20 protein-coding genes are annotated in these 19,014 nt (G+C 36.0%); 11 read left to right on the plus strand and 9 right to left on the minus strand.

Translation table 11 applies throughout. The features are described 5' to 3' along the window. Positions 1 to 661: T9SS type A sorting domain-containing protein (locus Q0039_RS01925; protein ID WP_297508218.1), on the plus strand; the 661-nt coding region annotated here is incomplete at its 5' end. A 196-nt stretch (positions 662 to 857) separates the two neighbouring features. Here Q0039_RS01925 and Q0039_RS01930 read toward each other — a convergent pair. Together Q0039_RS01930 and Q0039_RS01935 are read right to left on the minus strand one after the other, a co-directional pair. Then, the gene (locus Q0039_RS01930; RefSeq protein ID WP_297508221.1) at positions 858 to 1,274 is read right to left on the minus strand and encodes a DCC1-like thiol-disulfide oxidoreductase family protein; all 417 of its coding nucleotides are present in this window, start codon (positions 1,272 to 1,274) and stop codon (positions 858 to 860) included. Beyond that, entirely contained in the window at positions 1,271 to 3,445 is a 2,175-nt protein-coding gene (locus tag Q0039_RS01935; RefSeq protein ID WP_297508224.1) for a DNA mismatch repair protein MutS, read from the minus strand. The genes Q0039_RS01930 and Q0039_RS01935 overlap by 4 nt, the downstream gene beginning before the upstream one ends. Before the next feature lie 82 nt (positions 3,446 to 3,527). On the opposite strand from Q0039_RS01935, the gene ung reads away from it, so the two are divergent. After that, the gene (ung, locus tag Q0039_RS01940; protein WP_297508227.1) at positions 3,528 to 4,193 is read left to right on the plus strand and encodes a uracil-DNA glycosylase; all 666 of its coding nucleotides are present in this window, start codon (positions 3,528 to 3,530) and stop codon (positions 4,191 to 4,193) included. 1 nt (position 4,194) lies between these two features. On the opposite strand, the gene Q0039_RS01945 is transcribed toward ung, so the two are convergent. From Q0039_RS01945 to Q0039_RS01975, 7 genes are all read right to left on the minus strand, one after another. After that, the gene (locus Q0039_RS01945) at positions 4,195 to 4,782 is read right to left on the minus strand and encodes a hypothetical protein (RefSeq protein ID WP_297508230.1); all 588 of its coding nucleotides are present in this window, start codon (positions 4,780 to 4,782) and stop codon (positions 4,195 to 4,197) included. Between the two features lie 10 nt (positions 4,783 to 4,792). Continuing rightward, positions 4,793 to 5,371, minus strand: a complete 579-nt coding sequence (locus tag Q0039_RS01950) for a hypothetical protein (protein WP_297508233.1) — start codon at positions 5,369 to 5,371, stop codon at positions 4,793 to 4,795. A gap of 48 nt (positions 5,372 to 5,419) precedes the next feature. Continuing rightward, on the minus strand, positions 5,420 to 6,352 hold the full coding sequence (locus Q0039_RS01955) for a transglutaminase (RefSeq protein WP_297508236.1): 933 nt from the start codon (positions 6,350 to 6,352) through the stop codon (positions 5,420 to 5,422). 13 nt (positions 6,353 to 6,365) lie between these two features. Then, a complete protein-coding gene (locus Q0039_RS01960) occupies positions 6,366 to 7,217 on the minus strand; it encodes a substrate-binding domain-containing protein (RefSeq protein WP_297508239.1) in 852 nt (283 codons plus the stop codon). A gap of 27 nt (positions 7,218 to 7,244) precedes the next feature. Continuing rightward, a complete protein-coding gene (locus tag Q0039_RS01965; RefSeq protein ID WP_297508242.1) occupies positions 7,245 to 8,111 on the minus strand; it encodes a nucleoside phosphorylase in 867 nt (288 codons plus the stop codon). Between the two features lie 77 nt (positions 8,112 to 8,188). After that, positions 8,189 to 8,521, minus strand: coding sequence for a translation initiation factor (locus Q0039_RS01970; RefSeq protein ID WP_297508245.1), 333 nt, complete (start codon positions 8,519 to 8,521; stop codon positions 8,189 to 8,191). Positions 8,522 to 8,573: 52 nt separating this feature from the next. Further along, complete coding sequence (locus tag Q0039_RS01975; protein WP_297508247.1) at positions 8,574 to 9,527, minus strand: 2-oxoglutarate and iron-dependent oxygenase domain-containing protein; 954 nt, start codon at positions 9,525 to 9,527, stop codon at positions 8,574 to 8,576. 175 nt (positions 9,528 to 9,702) lie between these two features. Here Q0039_RS01975 and Q0039_RS01980 point away from each other — a divergent pair, with 175 nt between their 5' ends. The 9 genes from Q0039_RS01980 to Q0039_RS02020 form a co-directional block, all read left to right on the plus strand. Further along, complete coding sequence (locus Q0039_RS01980; protein WP_297508250.1) at positions 9,703 to 11,679, plus strand: dehydrogenase E1 component subunit alpha/beta; 1,977 nt, start codon at positions 9,703 to 9,705, stop codon at positions 11,677 to 11,679. 254 nt (positions 11,680 to 11,933) lie between these two features. Continuing rightward, positions 11,934 to 13,166: an HD domain-containing protein gene (locus Q0039_RS01985; protein ID WP_297508252.1), complete on the plus strand. Its 1,233-nt coding sequence runs from the start codon at positions 11,934 to 11,936 to the stop codon at positions 13,164 to 13,166. Between the two features lie 36 nt (positions 13,167 to 13,202). Continuing rightward, positions 13,203 to 14,219, plus strand: a complete 1,017-nt coding sequence (lpxD, locus tag Q0039_RS01990; protein WP_297508255.1) for a UDP-3-O-(3-hydroxymyristoyl)glucosamine N-acyltransferase — start codon at positions 13,203 to 13,205, stop codon at positions 14,217 to 14,219. A gap of 22 nt (positions 14,220 to 14,241) precedes the next feature. After that, on the plus strand, positions 14,242 to 15,630 hold the full coding sequence (locus tag Q0039_RS01995) for a bifunctional UDP-3-O-[3-hydroxymyristoyl] N-acetylglucosamine deacetylase/3-hydroxyacyl-ACP dehydratase (protein WP_297508258.1): 1,389 nt from the start codon (positions 14,242 to 14,244) through the stop codon (positions 15,628 to 15,630). A gap of 2 nt (positions 15,631 to 15,632) precedes the next feature. Next, complete coding sequence (lpxA, locus tag Q0039_RS02000; RefSeq protein ID WP_297508261.1) at positions 15,633 to 16,418, plus strand: acyl-ACP--UDP-N-acetylglucosamine O-acyltransferase; 786 nt, start codon at positions 15,633 to 15,635, stop codon at positions 16,416 to 16,418. A gap of 26 nt (positions 16,419 to 16,444) precedes the next feature. Further along, complete coding sequence (efp, locus tag Q0039_RS02005) at positions 16,445 to 17,011, plus strand: elongation factor P (protein WP_297508264.1); 567 nt, start codon at positions 16,445 to 16,447, stop codon at positions 17,009 to 17,011. A gap of 3 nt (positions 17,012 to 17,014) precedes the next feature. Further along, the gene (locus Q0039_RS02010) at positions 17,015 to 17,947 is read left to right on the plus strand and encodes a UDP-3-O-(3-hydroxymyristoyl)glucosamine N-acyltransferase (protein WP_297508267.1); all 933 of its coding nucleotides are present in this window, start codon (positions 17,015 to 17,017) and stop codon (positions 17,945 to 17,947) included. Next, positions 17,947 to 18,306 (plus strand): nuclear transport factor 2 family protein, encoded by a 360-nt coding sequence (locus Q0039_RS02015; protein WP_297508271.1) that lies wholly within the window; start codon positions 17,947 to 17,949, stop codon positions 18,304 to 18,306. Before Q0039_RS02010 ends, Q0039_RS02015 begins: the two co-directional genes overlap by 1 nt. 109 nt (positions 18,307 to 18,415) lie before the next feature. Continuing rightward, the coding region (locus Q0039_RS02020; RefSeq protein WP_297508273.1) for a CoA-binding protein at positions 18,416 to 19,014 on the plus strand (599 nt) is incomplete at its 3' end.

Consider the following 19,014-nt stretch of genomic DNA (forward strand, 5'->3'; position numbering starts at 1 on the left):
AGGTGCTTGGGGATTAGGTAATGCTGCTGGTGGTGCGCAAAGTGGAGCAATTTATTATTTTTCTAACTCAAGTACTACAGCTGCTACAAATTCAACTTTATACTCTAGAGCTATTGCATTACAAGCTAATGAGCAAGTTACATTAACGTACTATACACGTTTAGGTTCTGCTACAGCTACTGCACAATCATTGAGAGTATTTGTTAATACTACAAAATCACTTACAGGCGCTACACAATTAGGTGGTAATATTTCTGTTTCTGGTACTGCATATGCACTTCAAACAGCTACTTTTACAGCTACTACTGCTGGAACCTATTACTTTGCATTCAATAACAATAGTCCAATTGTTGCTACTGCAACTTCATTACGTTTAGATACGGTTAATTTAACTTCTGTATTAAGCAATAATGATTTTGTAGATGCTAGTTTTACAGTATCTCCAAACCCAGCTGTTGATGTAATTTCAATTCAATCTACTGATAATACTTCTTTCAATGCTGTACAAATGTATGATTTGAACGGAAGAATTGTTAAAAATATCGAGTATACAAGTGCTACTGAAGGTACAATTAATGTATCTGACTTAGCTCCAGGATTATATACTGTTAATGTTGTTTCAGAAAACGGAACAGCTGTACGTAAAGTTATTAAGCAATAATTTATTAATTACCCTATTGCCTATACTGAAAAAGACTAAGCTTAGCTTAGTCTTTTTTTGTTTATAGAATAATCAAACAATTGAAAAGCAACAATAGTTTATCGCTATTACTCAATAGAAATTTATAAAAGCAATCTAAAAATATTACTCTTCTCCTTGATCAAGATTTAATCTAAAAAGCCATTTAATTTAAAATCTAATCTAAAAACCGATGACGTTCGTCTTCTTTTGGTAAATAACACGAATTACTTTTTCCAAACCATTGATAGCGATTACGAGCAACATAATCGTAAATCCAATTAGCAATTGAATTTGGTAACAATCGAGTAAAGCGCAACCAAGAATAGGGTGCTTTTAAATGTTTTGCAATCTCAGCAACAGCCTGCGCTTTTATATGATACGTGTAATTAGGTAGATATAGTATAATACTATTGTAATCTTGCTCGTAAATGCTCAATTGACTTCGTATTTGATCCCCAAATTCAGAGTTTAAAGCAGCAAAATAAAACTTTTTCGAAGTATCATTTTGGATAATCTTTTGGACACAAGCATGACAAAGCAAACAATCGCCATCAAATAATATTACGTAAATATTCTCAGGTAGGATAATCATTTTTTGGGTCGTTCAACAAATTCCAATTGACTTATGTCAACTTTTGAAGTAAAAAGACCATAGTTAACTGTAGCCTTTTGTTTTTCAATGGCATCAAGTGTTCCAACAGCTTTACCATCGATCATCCGTACCCGATCACCGATTTTTACTTCTATTTTTGGCTTAGTTTCAGCCGCTTTTAGAGCTTCTATTTTCTTTACTTTTTTGACCTGACGAATGGCTTCAACTTTAACTTTTAATTCTGTTTCAACCTGCTTTTGAACAATTTCCTGTTGTTTTTTCTCCTTAGCAGTAACTTTCTTCCGTTTTGAATTTTCAATTTCGATCATTTTCAAAAATTCGCCAATCAAGATTTTTTTATCTTTAGTATTAAAATATTTCCCCGCTAAATCATCAATTTTTTGCCCCATATAAATCAAACGCTGATTGGCATCATAAACTTCTTGATAGCGCTCTAATTTTTCTTGAATTTTGGCATTAATTTGCTCCATGCGTTTACTTTCTTCCCGAGCCTTAATTTCTTCTTCTTTTAGATTTTCAGAGGTTTTTTCTAATTTCGAACGTTCTTTCTGAAGTTGAGCTATGGTTTTGTCAAAACGAACTTTTTCGCCTTCTACTTTCTTTTTTGCACGGTTAATTAAGCCGTATGGGATTCCGTTTTTTTGTGCAACTTCAAATGTAAAGGAACTACCGGCTTGTCCCAAATGCAACTTAAATAAGGGTTCTAAAGACTTCTCATCAAATAACATATTGGCGTTAGTAGCAAAAGGCAATTCGTTGGCTAAAATTTTCAAATTAGTATAGTGCGTTGTAATAATACCAAAAGCTTCTCGATGATAAAATTCTTCTAGGAAAACTTCGGCCAATGCCCCCCCTAAATCAGGATCAGAACCTGTTCCAAATTCATCGATTAAAAACAACGTTTTGGCGTTACACTTTTTCAAGAAGTAATTCATGTTTTTTAAACGGTAACTATACGTACTTAAATGGTTTTCAATCGACTGATTATCGCCAATATCTGTTAAAATTCGATCAAATATAAATGTTTCACTTCGTTCGTGTACCGGTATTAATATCCCCGATTGAAGCATTAACTGCAACAACCCCACAGTTTTCAAGGAAATGGTTTTTCCTCCTGCATTGGGACCGGATATAACAATAATCCGATTGCTAGCATTTAATTCAATAGTTTGTGGGTAGGTGATTTCCTTTTTTAATTTGTTTGTCAAATACAAAATAGGATGGAAAGCTTCCCTAAAAAACAACCGTTTCTTTTCTGTAATTTGAGGAAGTATTCCGTTTATTTCAAATGCATAACGCGCTTTTGCATACACAACATCTATAGTACTCAAATACGTTTCATAGGCCGACAATAAGGGCGCAAAAGGACGTAATTCTGTTGTTAATCGTTTCAATATTCGGATGATCTCTTCCCGCTCTTCATATTCATAATTATTTAATTCCCGACTGTATTGCAACGTTGCTTCAGGTTCAATGTAGGCTATGCTTCCGGTTTTAGAGTTCCCTAAAATTGATCCTTTTACTTTTTTTCGATACATGGCTAAGACTGCCAGCACACGTCGATTTTCAACCACACTTTCTTTAATATCATCCAGATATCCTTGGGAACTATAATGCACAAGCGCTTGTCCAAAGCTTTGGTTCACTTTTCCACGCACCCTATTGATATGATGTCGAATGAGCGCTAAATCAGGTGATGCATTGTCTTTTATAACGCCATATTTATCTATTACTTCTTCGACTTTTTGAATTATCAATTTAGTATATTCCAATTGAGCGGACAGCTCGAATAAAGTGGGATAATAGTCTTTAAATTTTCTAAAGAAAAGAATTTGTGTGTTGACCGTTGCCGAAAGTGATGCAAATTTTTGGAAACTACTAATTTCGAGGAAGCTATCCTCAATAAGCAAAAGTTTCAAATCGGATGTGATCGCTTCAAAACCATGATTGGGAATAGCATTATTATTTGAAAACGAAGCGAGATACTCTGAAGTTTGATGCAAAGCAGCCATCAATTGGTCTTTATGACCTATAGGTGTAATAGCTTCAGCTTTTGCTTTTCCTAATTCGGTAACACAAATCGAAGCTATTGTTGAAAGCACCGTTGTAAATTCGAGATCTTTTCGCGTTTTTTCAGTAATGGAAATCATAAAATAACTTTACGTCTCAAAGTTACAAAGGTTCGTATGCAGATTCGTATTCCTTTTTCTATTTTTGATAAAAAATTAGGATATGTTAGGGCACATAGAATCCACATGGAATGATCAATTAACCGTTGAATTTGAAAAACCGTATTTCAAATCGTTAGATGCTTTTTTGGATTTTGAATATGCTAATTTCAAATGTTATCCCCCTAAGGAATCCATATTTAATGCTTTTACACTTTGTCCCTTTGATCAAGTTAAAGTGGTATTAATTGGCCAAGATCCGTATCATGGCTTAGGTCAAGCCAACGGTCTCGCTTTTTCGGTTAACGATGGTATTGCCTTTCCGCCTTCTTTGGTTAACATTTTTAAAGAATTGGAAAATGATTGTAAGCTTCCAATTGCAATTTCTGGGAATTTGGAGCGTTGGGCTAAGCAAGGTGTTTTATTACTGAACGCCACATTAACAGTAAGAGAAGGTCAGGCAGGCAGTCATCAAAAACAAGGTTGGGAATCATTTACAGATGCCGTGATTGAAAAACTATCCGAAAAAAATACGCCCCTTGTATTTTTACTTTGGGGAAGTTTTGCCCAAAAAAAAGGAGCCAAAATAAATCGCAGCAAACATTGTGTTTTAGAAACGGGGCATCCTTCGCCATTAAGTGCTAATCGCGGTTATTGGTTTGGAAATAAGCATTTTAGTGCCGCAAACGCTTTTTTGACTTCAAATGGATTGGAACCGATTTTATGGTAAACTAATTTACAGTAAATTGATAATAACCACTTGAATTAATCGCATTTGAAGTAGTGTAAATCATTAGTGTAATGGCAGAGGAACTGCTGTTTGAGCGCAATTCGACTACATCGGTTGCCGAACTGTTATATCCGTAACTTAGTCGGTAAGTTCCCGACGACAACAATGGAATTCCCGCCCGAAATTGATAAGAACTTGTCGAAGTATTATAAGTTGCCGTAGCTAGATAAAAACCAGCAGTTTCCAATGCTCCAGCGGTTATATTGAGTTGGTTATTAGTAACGGTTACGGGTGACCACTCATCAACACCTGTTTGCCGCTCCAAAACATAGGAAAAAGCCAAAGAAGGAGCATTGTTAGTTGTTTTGCGTATATCCAAAGGGGTTGATTGTCCTACTTCCGTCACCTGATTGGCAACATTACAATTGAGATATAGAAAATCCCCAACCGAATAACTTGCGGCTGTTTCAATTTGCATCAAGTTGTTAACACGAACATATTCCGTATTATAAAAATCATCATCATTGGTATCGCAACTCAACAAAACAAATGATGTAAATAACAGTAATAAAGCAGCTGTTTTTTTCATAATTAATATATTAGAAGCGATACCCAAAATTAAATCCAACTCTTGATATTACGTCGGGACTTTTCGCTTTATTCGTTAAATTGGAACCGAATCCTACCAAAAACTCAACAGCAAAAGCCTCTTTAAAATACATTTTATATCCTAAACTTCCACCCATTGCAAAGTCGGTATATTGCGTTTGTTTAATCGTATAATAGCCAACTCCATTGGTTGATTCGCGAACAATTTCTTTAAAATCACCTCCATTGACTGAACCAAATACTTCAGCAAAGTAAAATCGCGATTTGCTTTTTGATAGTGCGTACCGTAAATACGGGTTGAACTCGTAACGCGGAATATTATTTCGAAAACCATTATTAAAATCGGCTTCAATTTTATGACTGTTTGAAAAATTTGCATTTACCCCAACTGAAAAATTTCGTTCAAAAAAACGTTCATAACTCAATCCGATTTTACCATAAGCAATGGCTTGCAAAACATCGATTCGAAATTCATTCTTTTTGAATGCAATTCCAGAATTTGAATTGGACTGAGCGGAACTACTCGATAACCAGAATAAAGCACCAATAATAATTGCACATTTTTTCATTTGCGGTATTTTTCTTATGCTAATATACTAATTAATTTATTGGGGATTTTAATTTAATGTTAATGCACTTAATATTTCTTCTTTCATGAATGGACCACCAGGATATTTGGCTGTATAGTCTAAGTTTAACCAAACATTGCCCCGTTCATCGATATGATAATGAATAGCTTGGTGTTTACTCTCGTTTGGAAATAAGCGTTTTTTAATTAAGTAATTCACATTTTCCATATCCTTTTGAGTGCCGATATATAATTCTGGATAAATATGACCAGGAGTATGTATAAGCCTAGGAATTCCACCAATCGATTTTATCGTCGCTGCCATGAGAATTGAATGGTCATCACAATCACCTGACAGATAGTTAATTGATTCCTCAGCTGTAGCAATATATTCATGTCCAACAGGATCATGTACATAATTCCATAGTGTATTGATTTCTTTAAAAACAGCAAAACATTGAATGATATTGGAATATTCTTGATACCCCTCGGTGTTTTTAAAATGCTTATTGATGGCCATAAGTGCAAAATTCCGCACCTTGGGCGAATCAAAATCAATGGCTTTTGTAATTTTAGTTTTATTGGGAAAAGGCAATAACTTGTCGACTACTATGTCTTGCGGATAAGGATTGTCTTGCATTGCATAAAGCATTGATTGATAATCTTCAAAGACTTCACGAAAACCATAGCCTCCAATTAATGTTCCCCAAAACAAAAAAATAAGATACAAAGCTATACTAATAAAGGTTACTTTACGAAGCAGCGTAAGTATGAGCTGAAGTAAACCTACCAAACAGACAAAAATCAAAAGACGATCCAAAAAAATCGGCCATCCCAACTTTTTTAGGTTTTGGTGTAAAATTATAAACAAAGGAATGGTTAACAGTACATTCAAGCTCAAAATCAAAATACGATCCCATGGTTTTGGAATCGTAAAGCGATCGTACAATTTACGAAATTGAGATACTTGAGTTTGAACCATTATTTGGCTTTCACTAAACTTGAGTTACTAAAGTTGTAAAATTACTTTTTTTATCAATAAGGTTCAATTCAAAAAGTCGGTTTTGAATTTGGGTTACCGTTGATTCAGAAAGGTTCGATTGTGACCACTCGGTAACCGCAAGCCATTGTTCAACATCAGCATATTGCAATTGGTGTCGATTGGCCAAAATTTGTTCAATTCCTTGACATTGTTTAAACGAAGTAGTAACATCGTTAATGACTTTTAAAAGTCGCGCAATCGTGGCTTTATCATTTTCTAATACAGAATTTCGTACAGCAATTACAAAACAGGGCCAAGGAGTTGGGCATTCACCAATCCGACGAAATATACCTTGATCAACCAACGGTTGTGTCATAAAACGTTCCCACATAAAATAATCCGCTGTGCCTTGATTTAGAGAAGCTACAGCTCCCTCGATAGTGTTAACAACTGTAAACGTCAATTGGGAGGAATCCCAACCCAGTTGTTGTGCTTGAACACAAGCCATAAGGTGCGAGCCAGAACCATAGCGAGAGATTGCCACTTTTGAATTTTGCAAATCAACTACTGTTTGGTAAGGTGAACCAGCGGCTACATGAATACCCCAAAGCAAAGGCGATTCTACATATACTTGGACAATTGAAGAGGGGTTTCCTGCTTCAATATCTTTAACGATGCCTTCGGTGAGTATTACCGCAATATCGGTTTCACCATTGCGCAACATTTGACACATCTTGCCGGTACCTTCGGGAACATCGATCCAGTTAATTTGAATTCCTTCATTTTCAAAATGACCTTGTTCAATCGCAAGATGCCATGGTAGATTAAAGTGTTCAGGTACGCCTGCGATAGTTAGCGTTTTCATATAAACCGAAGGAAAGCTGTGATTAAATTAAAGGGTTAATTTATTTAAGGTGTAAGCAATCAATGCATCAACCGTTTGGTAGGGATCTTCGCTAAAAGTGCCGGTGGCGCGATTAGCAATTATAGCATTTAATGATAAACATTCATGTCCCAATAACTTTCCTAAACCATAAATAGCACTCGTTTCCATTTCTAAATTGGTCATTTTTATCCCATTAAATTCGAAACTATCCATTTTGGAATTTAAATTGAGGTCTTGTATAGCTAAACGCAAAACCCGACCTTGAGGTCCATAGAATCCACCAGTAGTTCCTGTAAATCCTTTGTGAATAGTAGGGCTTTCAAAACGTTTTTCTAGTAGGGTCGAACCTTTAATTACATAAGGCCGGCCTTTTCGTAAATCCCAATCGGTATGTAGAATAAAAGCCGACTCTATCGCTTTTTCAGAAAAATCATCAATCAAATAGGAGCGAAGCATATTGTCTAATCCAAGTGCATAATGACTCATTACAAAACTGTTAACCGGTATATCGGCTTGCAGTGAACCTGAAGTCCCAATGCGTACAATGTTTAATGCAGTTACATTTTTTTTTACTGTTCGCGATGATAAATCAATATTTACCAAAGCATCGAGTTCATTCATTACGATGTCAATATTATCGGGGCCAATTCCAGTAGATATAACGGTTAGACGTTTACCTTTATAGTATCCAGTTTGCGTTTTGAACTCACGCTTTTGTATTGTAAACTCAATTCGTTCAAAATGTTGAGTAATTTTTTCTACACGATCTTGATCACCCACAAAAATGATGTCCTGCGCAATATGCTCGGGAAGTAAATTCAGATGATAGACACTCCCGTCTGGGTTTAAAATTAATTCTGAAGCGTTAAGCACTGGATATAAAATTAGCGTCGTAAGACATTTATAATTTAAAATGTATAATTTAAAATATATTTACAAGTTGTTCGTAATCAACCACCAACACGTTTAACTTTGAATCCTTTTTCTTTCAAAAGGTTCATAATAGTGTCACGGAAATTACCTTGAATAATGATGGTTCCATCTTTAAAACTTCCGCCTACACTTAATTTGGTTTTTATTTCTTTAGCTAATAATTTAAAATCCTCATCAGTTCCAGCATATCCTTCAATAATTGTAATCGGTTTTCCTTTACGTTTTTCGTATTTACAAATCATCGGCTCATTTTGCACATACAATTCATGTTCTTGAATCGCTATCGGATCGGGTTCGCTTGCAATATGGTCGGGAAATAACTTTTTTAATTGTTCTTCTAAATTATTCATAGCTAAAAATATACTCAGAATCGATAGGTTTAAATTTTAAATACGAAGGAATCTATTTTTTAACCAGACCCAGCTCCACTAAACGTTCATTCAAATAATCACCTGCTGTTATATCTTCGAATAATTTTGGATTTGAATTATCTATACATTGTGGTAAACAATCCAATTTCATATCACTAACGGGATGCATGAAAAAAGGAATTGAATAACGGGATGTTCCCCATAATTCTCGCGGTGGATTGACTACTTGATGAATCGTTGATTTCAACTTGTTGTTGGTATGTCGCGACAACATATCGCCCACATTAATCATTAGCTCGTCGTCTTGTGCAATTGCATCAATCCATTCACCATTATGATTTTGCACTTGCAATCCTTTGCCTTGCGCTCCCATGAGTAACGTGATTAAATTGATATCACCGTGCGCTGCAGCACGAACGGCACCATCTTTTGGTTCATCCGTAATAGGTGGATAATGAATCGGTCGTAAAATACTATTTCCATCCTTAATATATTGATCAAAATAATTTTCTTCTAATCCAATATGTAAGGCCAATGCACGTAAAACATAAATTCCAGTTTTTTCGAGCATTTGATAGGCTTGTTTTCCAACTAGATTGAATTTTGGTAATTCTTCTACTGTTACGTTCTCGGGATATTCACCTTCCCATTTGGAACCTTTTTCGATATATTGTCCAAAGTGCCAAAATTCTTTTAAGTCCCCTGCAGATCGACCTTTGGCATGTTCTTTTCCAAATGATACATAACCACGCTGTCCACTGATTCCGGGGATTTCATACTTTGCTTTTAATTCGAGAGGAAAGTTAAAGAAATTTCTAACTTCTTCATATAAAGCGGATACTAATTGATCATCCAAAAAATGACCTTTTAATGCTACGAAACCAATTTCTTCGTAAGCTTTGCCGATTTCATTTACAAATTTTAGTTTACGTGCCGGTTCGTCCGACAGGAAATCACGTAAGTCAACACTTGGAATTTGTTGCATACTAAAACTATTTTGTTAATTACTGCTGCGCTGTAAGCGAACACACAAATATAATCAATAATAAGAAGAATATATTAGGGTTGGTTAATTTTGTTAGTGATGAGATTCTTAGCGGTGTACAACTTTTAAGTAGTTATTATTTATTATTTTTGGCATTTTAAACACAAACCCAACTATGAATTTTAACCGATACGATTTATCCAACGAAGTATTATTGGAATTATATCAAAAACTACTTAAGCCACGATTGATAGAAGAAAAAATGCTTATTTTACTTCGACAAGGAAAAGTATCAAAGTGGTTTTCTGGAATAGGTCAGGAAGCAATATCGGTCGGTATTACGGCTGCTCTTGATAAAGACGAATATATATTGCCGATGCATCGAAATTTAGGTGTTTTTACAGGACGTGATATTCCCTTACATCAATTATTTTCGCAATGGCAAGGAAAAAAATCGGGATTCACCAAGGGTCGCGACCGTAGTTTTCATTTTGGAACACAAGCCTATAAAATCATTGGGATGATTTCACACTTAGGCCCACAAATGGGAGTAGCTGATGGAATTGCCTTAGCAAATAAACTAAAACAAAATGGAAAAGTTACCGCAGTATTTACTGGGGAAGGTGCTACTTCTGAGGGCGATTTCCATGAAGCATTAAATATTGCAGCAGTATGGGATCTACCCGTTATGTTTGTGATTGAAAACAACGGCTATGGACTATCGACACCAACTAACGAACAATACCGTTGTGAAAATTTAGCCGACAAAGGAATAGGATATGGAATGGAAAGTCATATTATCGACGGAAACAACATCCTCGACGTGTATTCAAAAATTAAGGAATTAAAATCGTCGATGGCCGTTAATCCTAGACCCGTTTTATTGGAATTTAAGACTTTCCGAATGCGGGGCCATGAGGAAGCCAGTGGAACGAAATATGTACCCCAAGAATTAATGGATATTTGGGCGATTAAAGATCCTATTTCAAACTACCGTGATTATTTGATTAATGAAAAAATACTAACCGATTCGCAAGATGCAGAATTTCGGGAAGCAATTAAACAAGAAATTGATGCTAATTGGGCAATTACTCAAGCTGAACCTGAACTTGTTGCTGATCTAAGTGAAGAATTAGGTGATGTATATGAACATTTTGATTATCAAGAAGTAAGTCCAAACTTAGAAAAAGTAAATATACGTGTTATTGATGCTATTTCGAGTGCGTTGCGCGAATCGATGGAACGTCATCCTAATTTGGTAATCATGGGGCAAGATATTGCCGAATATGGCGGTGCCTTTAAAATTACCGACGGATTTGTTGCACAATTTGGCAAAGAGCGTGTTCGCAATACTCCAATTTGTGAAAGTGCTGTAGTTTCAGCAGCAAATGGTTTATCAATAAATGGTTATAAGGCAGTTGTTGAAATGCAGTTTGCTGATTTTGTTTCGACTGGATTTAATCCAATTGTAAATTTATTAGCCAAGCAGCGCTACCGTTGGGGTGAGAAATCCGATGTGGTTGTTCGAATGCCCTGTGGAGGCGGGACGCAAGCAGGGCCTTTTCATTCACAAACCAATGAGGCTTGGTTTACCAAAACTCCGGGTCTAAAAGTAGTTTACCCTGCATTTCCATATGATGCCAAAGGTCTTTTAAATACCGCAATCAACGATCCAAATCCAGTAATGTATTTTGAACACAAATTACTCTATCGAAGTATATACCAAGAGGTTCCAAGCGGTTATTACACCCTACCATTTGGAGCGGCTTCATTGGTTAGAGAAGGCTCAAAGGTTTCAATAATTACCTTTGGTGCGGGGGTACATTGGGCGATTGAGTTATTAGACAAACATCCAGAAATTAGTGCCGATTTATTAGATTTGCGTTCGCTACAGCCGCTAGACACTGAAGCGATTCTCCAATCGGTAAAAAAAACCAACCGCGTACTAATTCTTCAAGAGGACACTTTGTTTGGAGGAATCGCTAGTGATATTTCGTCGTTAATTATGGAACAAGCATTTGAGTATTTAGATGCTCCTGTACAACGTGTTGGAAGTTTGGAAACAGCAATCCCATTCATGAAATCTCTCGAAGATCAATACTTGCCAAAAGCTCGTTTTGAAAAGGTTCTATTCGACTTATTGGCGTATTGATATCGAATTTATTCACTAGTGAACCTTACATTTATGTGCCTATTTCAATTGGATAGCACAAAGAATGTTGGGACTTTTACTAATAAAAATAATTGCAATGCAATGGAATAGGGATGCAGGTGTTTACTTTGAATTTGAAGCGATGACAAATCGTACTTTTTATTACTCAATGGGTTTAAAAATTAAGTACTTAATTTGTTTCTATACTCTGCTTTTAGGCATTTCAGTTATCTTTGCACTTTAATCCTATTTTTGTGAATTTGACCAACAAGCTTAAATTATTTAACGACCCGATTTACGGTTTCATTTCGATTCCCAATACGCTAATTTTTGATCTAATTCAACACCCGTATTTCCAACGATTACGGCGTATTTCTCAAATGGGTTTGTCGTATTTGGTGTATCCCGGTGCCCATCATACGCGATTTCATCATGCATTAGGTTGTATGCACTTAATGCAAAAAGCAGTTGAAACACTTAAATTCAAGGGAGTCACTATTTCAGATGACGAAGAAACGGCTTTGTATATTGCCATTTTGCTTCATGATATTGGCCACGGTCCTTTTTCGCATGCTATGGAGCATAGTATCGTTGAAAATATTCATCATGAAGCGATTTCGTTACGATTTATGAATGCCTTAAATACTCAATTTGAAGGGAAATTGAGTTTAGCAATAAAAATTTTCAAAGGAGAATACCATCGTAAATTTATGCTAGAACTTATTTCGAGTCAGCTCGATATGGACCGAATGGATTATCTCAAAAGAGATAGTTTCTACAGCGGTGTAGCCGAAGGTAACATCAACAGTGATCGGCTAATTCAAATGTTGCATGTAGTAGATGATACTTTGGCTATTGAAGACAAAGCCATTTATTCTGTAGAGAAATTTTTAATGGCACGACGTTTAATGTATTGGCAGGCCTATTTGCATAAAACATCGGTAGTAGCAGAAATTATTTTAACCAAAATACTAAAACGCGCCAAAGCATTAACCCAAAGTGGTATATTTTTAGAGTGCAGTGCGCCATTACGCTACTTTTTAAATCATCGAATTTCAGATGACAGTTTTGATTTAACGATTTTGGAACAATTTGCTTTGTTGGATGATTATGACATCATGGGGGCAATAAAAGCCTGGCAATTTGCAGATGATTTTGTTTTATCGCGCCTTTGTAATATGATTATTAACCGCGATTTGCTTAAGATTGAAATTACAGAAGGTAAACCCGATAAAGCACAATTGAAGCAATTAAAATCCCGCTTACGCGAAACATTTCCAGTTAACGAAAACGAAACCGATTATTTTGTTTTCAAAGGGAAGTTGATAAATATTGCCTATAATAAAGAAAGTGTTCCGATTCGTATTCTAAAAAAAGACCGATCGGTAGAAGTGTTGGAAGAAATCTCCGAGCAATCACATGTGAAAGCAATGTCGAAAGCGGTGACCAAATATTTTATGTGTTATCCAAAAGTATTAATAGGGTAGCGGGCAGTTTGCATTAAATTTTATATTTTTGTCCTAATGAAATTTACAGCAGAACAAATAGCAGGTATTTTAGAAGGCGATGTTGTAGGTAATCCAAACGTCGAAGTTTATAAACTAGCTAAAATTGAAGAGGGTACAGAAGGTTCGCTAACATTTTTAGCCAATCCTAAATACCAAAACTATATTTATACTACACAGGCTTCAATCACTATTGTCAATCGTTCGTTTGAAGCTGAACAATCGATAACTACTACGCTTATAAAAGTGGACGATGCTTACGCTTCGTTTTCCAAGTTATTAGAATATTACAACCAAGTGAAATTAATGAAATCAGGTATTGAACAGCCTTCGGTGATTTCAGAAAATGTTACCTATGGAGAGCAGTTATATTTGGGCAGTTTTTCGTATATCGGTAAAAATGTTACACTTGGAAATAATGTTAAAATTTATCCCAATTGTTTTATTGGTGACAATGTTAAAATAGGAGATAACTGCGTTTTATTTGCGGGTGTTTGTGTTTATTCAGAATCGGAAATTGGAAATAACTGCACATTACATTCAGGAGTAATCATTGGTTCCGATGGATTTGGATTTGCACCTTCTGAAGATGGATCGTACACAAAAATCCCTCAAATTGGCAATGTGATTTTGGAGGATAATGTTGAAATTGGTGCTTGTACAACTATTGATCGTGCAACATTAGGTTCAACTATCATTCGCAAAGGCGTAAAATTAGATAACCAAATCCAAATTGCCCATAACGTTGAAATCGGAGAAAATACAGTGATTGCCTCCCAATCAGGTGTTGCTGGATCAACTAAAATTGGCAAAAACTGTTTAATTGGAGGACAGGTAGGTATTGTTGGACATATTACAATAGGTAACCACGTGCGTATTCAAGCGCAATCGGGTATTGGAAAAAATATAGCTGATGGTGAAACCATTCAAGGTAGTCCAGCCTTCAATTACGGAGATTGGAATAAATCGTATGTTCACTTCCGAAATTTACCTAAAATTGTTGCTGACATTAACGAATTAAAAAAGAAACTTTAAACTAAATTGAAAATAGAATCCCATGGTTAAACAAAAAACCATTCAATCTGAAATTACGCTAACGGGAGTGGGGTTACACACTGGAAAAGAAGTAACCATGACTTTAAAGCCAGCACCCGTAAATCATGGTTTTTCCTTTGTTCGTGTTGATTTAGAAGGATGCCCCGTAATTGAGGCCGATGCTAATTATGTGGTCAATACGCAACGTGGAACTAACTTAGAGAAATTAGGGGTAAAAATTCAAACTTCTGAACACGTTTTAGCCGCTTGTGTGGGTTGCGACTTAGATAATGTTATTATTGAACTAAACGAATCGGAACCTCCCATAATGGATGGTTCCTCCAAATATTTTGTTGAAGCTATTGAAAAGGCTGGAATTGTTGAGCAAGATGCAGAACGGTATTATTATGTCGTTAAAGAAGTGATTTCCTATATCGATGAAAATACGAACAGCGAAATAATTGTTATGCCCGCCGACGATTATCAAGTGACAACTATGGTAGATTTTGGAACCAAAGTCTTAGGCACACAAAATGCGACCTTAAAAAGTATGGATGCTTTTAAAACTGAAATTGCCGATGCGCGTACCTTTAGTTTTTTGCATGAATTGGAAACCTTATTAGACCATGGGTTAATTAAAGGCGGCGATCTTAACAATGCTATTGTTTATGTAGATAAAGAAATCTCCGATAAAACAATGGAGAATTTGAAAAAAGCCTTTGGTAAAGAAAATATATCGGTAAAACCTAACGGAGTTTTAGATAACTTAACGTTGCATTATCCCAACGAGGCGGCACGTCATAAGCTACTGGATGTAATTGGTGATTTAGCATTGATCGGTTGCCGAATTAAAGGAAAAGTAATTGCTAACAAACCAGGACATTTTGTAAATACCCAATTTGCCAAGAAAATGTCCAAATTAATTAAAATTGAGCAACGCAATCAAGTTCCATCCTATGACCTCAATAAAGAGCCCTTGATGGATGTAACGAAGATCATGAAAATGTTGCCGCATCGACCACCGTTTTTATTGGTTGACAAGATTATTGAAATGTCCGATTCTCATGTGGTGGGTTTAAAAAATGTGACGATGAATGAAGACTTTTTCGTTGGTCACTTTCCGGGAGCACCTGTAATGCCAGGGGTTTTAATTGTGGAAGCAATGGCACAAACCGGAGGAATTTTAATCTTAAGTTCGGTTCCCGATCCTGAAAATTATCTTACCTATTTCATGAAAATCGACAACGTGAAGTTCAAATATAAAGTACTTCCTGGGGATACTTTACTCTTTAAATGTGATTTGATTTCTCCGATACGTAGGGGAATTTGCCATATGCAAGCCAATGCATATGCTAATGGAAAATTAGTTGCAGAAGCAGAATTGATGGCACAAATTGTTAAAAATCAATAACTATGAATCAACCTTTAGCCTACGTACATCCTGGTGCGAAGATTGCCAAAAATGTGGTCATTGAACCCTTTACTACCATTCACAATAATGTTGAAATTGGTGAGGGAACATGGATTGGATCCAACGTAACCATTATGGAAGGGGCACGTATAGGAAAAAATTGTAATATTTTTCCAGGTGCTGTTATTGCCGCAGTTCCTCAAGATTTGAAATTTGGTGGTGAAGATTCATTAGCGATCATCGGAGATAATACTACGGTTCGTGAATTTGTAACGATCAATAGAGGTACAATAGCATCCGGACAAACAAAAATTGGAAGCAATTGTTTACTCATGGCAACGGCTCACGTTGCACACGATTGTCATATTGGAGATAATGTGATTATTGTTAATGGTGTAGCACTAGCAGGTCACGTAGTCGTAGGGGATTTTGCGGTTATCGGAGGTTTGGCTGCGATTCATCAATTTATTCATATTGGGGAGCATGCCATGATTTCTGGAGGTTCATTAGTACGCAAAGATGTACCGCCCTATACCAAAGCAGCGAAAGAACCACTATCGTATGTGGGAATCAATTCTGTGGGTTTGCGTCGCCGTGGTTTTTCAACAGAAAAAATCCGGGAAATTCAAGATATTTATCGTATACTATATCAAAAAAATTACAACACTTCTCAAGCAGTTGGAATTATTGAAGCGGAAATGGCTGCTTCTCCAGAGCGCGATGAAATATTAGATTTTATTCGTAATTCTTCGCGAGGAATTATGAAAGGATATTCAGGAACCTATTAATAAAAATTCATTTAAAATTTACAATAATGGCATCTACTGCAGATATTAGAAACGGACTTTGTATTAAATTTAACCACGATATTTATAAAATCGTAGAGTTTTTACATGTTAAACCCGGTAAAGGTCCGGCGTTTGTGCGCACAAAATTAAAATCATTAACCAATGGAAAAGTATTGGATAATACGTTTTCTGCGGGACATAAAATTGATGTAGTTCGCGTTGAAACCCATACGTTTCAATATCTATATAATGAAGGTATCGATTATCACTTTATGAATACTGAATCCTATGAGCAAATTACATTGAATAAAGAGGTTTTGGACGCACCGCAATTATTGAAAGAAGGAACCAATGTAATGGTTCAAATCAATACGGAAACAGACCTTCCTTTGTCGGTTGATATGCCTGCTTCAATAATTTTGGAAGTTACGTATGCTGAACCTGGCGTGAAAGGAAATACTGCTACCAATGCTACAAAACCTGCAACTGTTGAAACGGGAGCAAATGTAAATGTACCCTTATTTATTAATGAAGGAGATAAAATCAAAATTGATACCGCTACTGGAGCTTATATCGAACGGGTAAAAGAATAGCTTATGAAGTTTCCCAAAACACATACGTTAAAAGAAATTGCTGAAATCATTGGCACTACCTTCATAGGTGTCGATGATTTTCCAGTTGAGGGGATGAATGAAATTCATGTGGTTACCCCGGGCGATATTGTGTTTGTGGATCATCCAAAGTATTATGACAAAGCACTTCAATCTGCAGCTACAATCATATTGATAAATAGAGAAGTAGAGTGTCCAGAAGGAAAAGCATTATTAATTTCTGATGACCCTTTTCGTGATTTCAACAAACTTACCCGTTATTTTCGTCCATTTGTAGCTGCGCAATCTTCTGTTTTAGTTACCGCTGAAATTGGCGAAGGAACTATAATTCAACCGAATTGTTTTATAGGTAATGAAGTAAAAATTGGGAAAAATTGCCAAATTCATTCCAATGTAGCTATTTATGACCATACGATTATCGGCGACAATGTTATTATTCATGCCGGTTCCGTTTTGGGTGCGGATGCATTTTATTACAAAAAACGCTCCGAAGGTTTTGATCAGCTTTTGTCTGGTGGACGTGTGGTGATTGAAGACAATGTTGGAATTGGGGCCTTATGTACGATTGACCGGGGTGTTTCGGGTGATACAACAATTGGTGAAGGAACAAAAATTGACAACCAAGTTCATGTCGGACATGATACTGTAATTGGGAAGCGTTGTTTAATAGCTTCACAAACTGGTATTGCGGGCTGCGTTATAATTGAAGACGAAGTTACTTTATGGGGGCAAGTGGGAACGACTAGTGGCATTACTATTGGTTCCAAAGCTGTTGTAATGGGCCAAACAGGTGTAACCAAATCAATTGAAGGCGGTAAAAGTTATTTTGGTACTCCAGTAGAAGAATCCCGCGAAAAATTAAAACAATTGGCGAATGTAAAACGCATTCCTGAATTGCTAAATAAAATGAACGAATAATGCAAGTGAAAGATTTAGTACTCGATTTTTATAAATCGGATGTAATGCTTCGTCGTGATGAAGTTAAAGAATTTCTCCATCCAGAATTGATAATTGAATGGAATAGCACCAAGGGTTTTGTACAATTGGATTATAATGATGTTTTAAACCTAACCGAGGAATTAAGTCGTGCTTATGTCCGTTCAAAAATTCGCATAAGTCATATTTTACAAGATGGAAATTTGGTTTCTGTACGGTATTCTCATTTTGTAAAAACGATAGAAAATCCAAGAGAAGAAATGTTATTAGCTAATTTCTTTGTGATTTGGGAAATTAAAGACAATAAATTGTACCGAGGGTATCAAATGAGTCAATTCTAATCTTTGCAGAATCTTTAGCAAATAAAAAAATACTTGAAAATGCATCGAAATAGTAATTTCATTTTCCTATTTTTGTGCCACTTTTAAACCATTTATATAAATAGCTGACATGAGTGTTTTAGTTAATAAAAATTCAAAAATAATAGTTCAAGGTTTTACGGGAAGTGAGGGAACTTTTCATGCTTCTCAAATGATTGAATACGGAACAAATGTAGTAGGCGGTGTTACTCCAGGAAAAGGAGGAACTATGCACTTGGATCGTCCGGTTTTTAACACTGTAAAAGATGCAGTAGATCAAGCTGGAGCGGATACAACCATTATTTTTGTTCCACCAGCCTTTGCTGCAGATGCCATTATGGAAGCTGCTGATGCAGGTATTAAAGTGATCATTGCTATAACAGAGGGTATTCCGGTAGCTGATATGATGAAAGCATATGATTATATTAAAAATAGAGATTGTCGATTAATAGGTCCTAACTGCCCAGGCGTTATTACTCCTGAAGAAGCAAAAGTAGGGATCATGCCAGGTTTTGTTTTCAAAAAAGGAAAAGTAGGTATTGTATCAAAATCGGGGACACTTACATATGAAGCTGCCGATCAAGTGGTTCGTCAAGGCTTTGGAATTACAACGGCTATTGGAATCGGTGGTGACCCAATTATTGGCACTACTACCAAAGAAGCAGTTGAATTATTAATGAACGATCCTGA

Origin of the sequence: Flavobacterium sp., from assembly GCF_027484945.1 — a bacterium.
Classification (GTDB): Bacteria; Bacteroidota; Bacteroidia; order Flavobacteriales; family Flavobacteriaceae; genus Flavobacterium.

Bases quoted from the DNA above. Each gene is read 5' to 3' on its own strand.
- Q0039_RS01975 (WP_297508247.1), bottom strand. From the start codon at position 9,527: ATGCAACAAATTCCAAGTGTTGACTTACGTGATTTCCTGTCGGACGAA.
- Q0039_RS02015 (WP_297508271.1), top strand. From the start codon at position 17,947: ATGCAAGTGAAAGATTTAGTACTCGATTTTTATAAATCGGATGTAATG.
- Q0039_RS01995 (WP_297508258.1), top strand. From the start codon at position 14,242: ATGGTTAAACAAAAAACCATTCAATCTGAAATTACGCTAACGGGAGTG.
- Q0039_RS02010 (WP_297508267.1), top strand. From the start codon at position 17,015: ATGAAGTTTCCCAAAACACATACGTTAAAAGAAATTGCTGAAATCATT.
- lpxD (WP_297508255.1), top strand. From the start codon at position 13,203: ATGAAATTTACAGCAGAACAAATAGCAGGTATTTTAGAAGGCGATGTT.
- efp (WP_297508264.1), top strand. From the start codon at position 16,445: ATGGCATCTACTGCAGATATTAGAAACGGACTTTGTATTAAATTTAAC.
- lpxA (WP_297508261.1), top strand. From the start codon at position 15,633: ATGAATCAACCTTTAGCCTACGTACATCCTGGTGCGAAGATTGCCAAA.
- Q0039_RS01980 (WP_297508250.1), top strand. From the start codon at position 9,703: ATGAATTTTAACCGATACGATTTATCCAACGAAGTATTATTGGAATTA.
- ung (WP_297508227.1), top strand. From the start codon at position 3,528: ATGTTAGGGCACATAGAATCCACATGGAATGATCAATTAACCGTTGAA.
- Q0039_RS01955 (WP_297508236.1), bottom strand. From the start codon at position 6,352: ATGGTTCAAACTCAAGTATCTCAATTTCGTAAATTGTACGATCGCTTT.
- Q0039_RS01930 (WP_297508221.1), bottom strand. From the start codon at position 1,274: ATGATTATCCTACCTGAGAATATTTACGTAATATTATTTGATGGCGAT.
- Q0039_RS01960 (WP_297508239.1), bottom strand. From the start codon at position 7,217: ATGAAAACGCTAACTATCGCAGGCGTACCTGAACACTTTAATCTACCA.
- Q0039_RS01945 (WP_297508230.1), bottom strand. From the start codon at position 4,782: ATGAAAAAAACAGCTGCTTTATTACTGTTATTTACATCATTTGTTTTG.
- Q0039_RS01935 (WP_297508224.1), bottom strand. From the start codon at position 3,445: ATGATTTCCATTACTGAAAAAACGCGAAAAGATCTCGAATTTACAACG.
- Q0039_RS01970 (WP_297508245.1), bottom strand. From the start codon at position 8,521: ATGAATAATTTAGAAGAACAATTAAAAAAGTTATTTCCCGACCATATT.
- Q0039_RS01950 (WP_297508233.1), bottom strand. From the start codon at position 5,371: ATGAAAAAATGTGCAATTATTATTGGTGCTTTATTCTGGTTATCGAGT.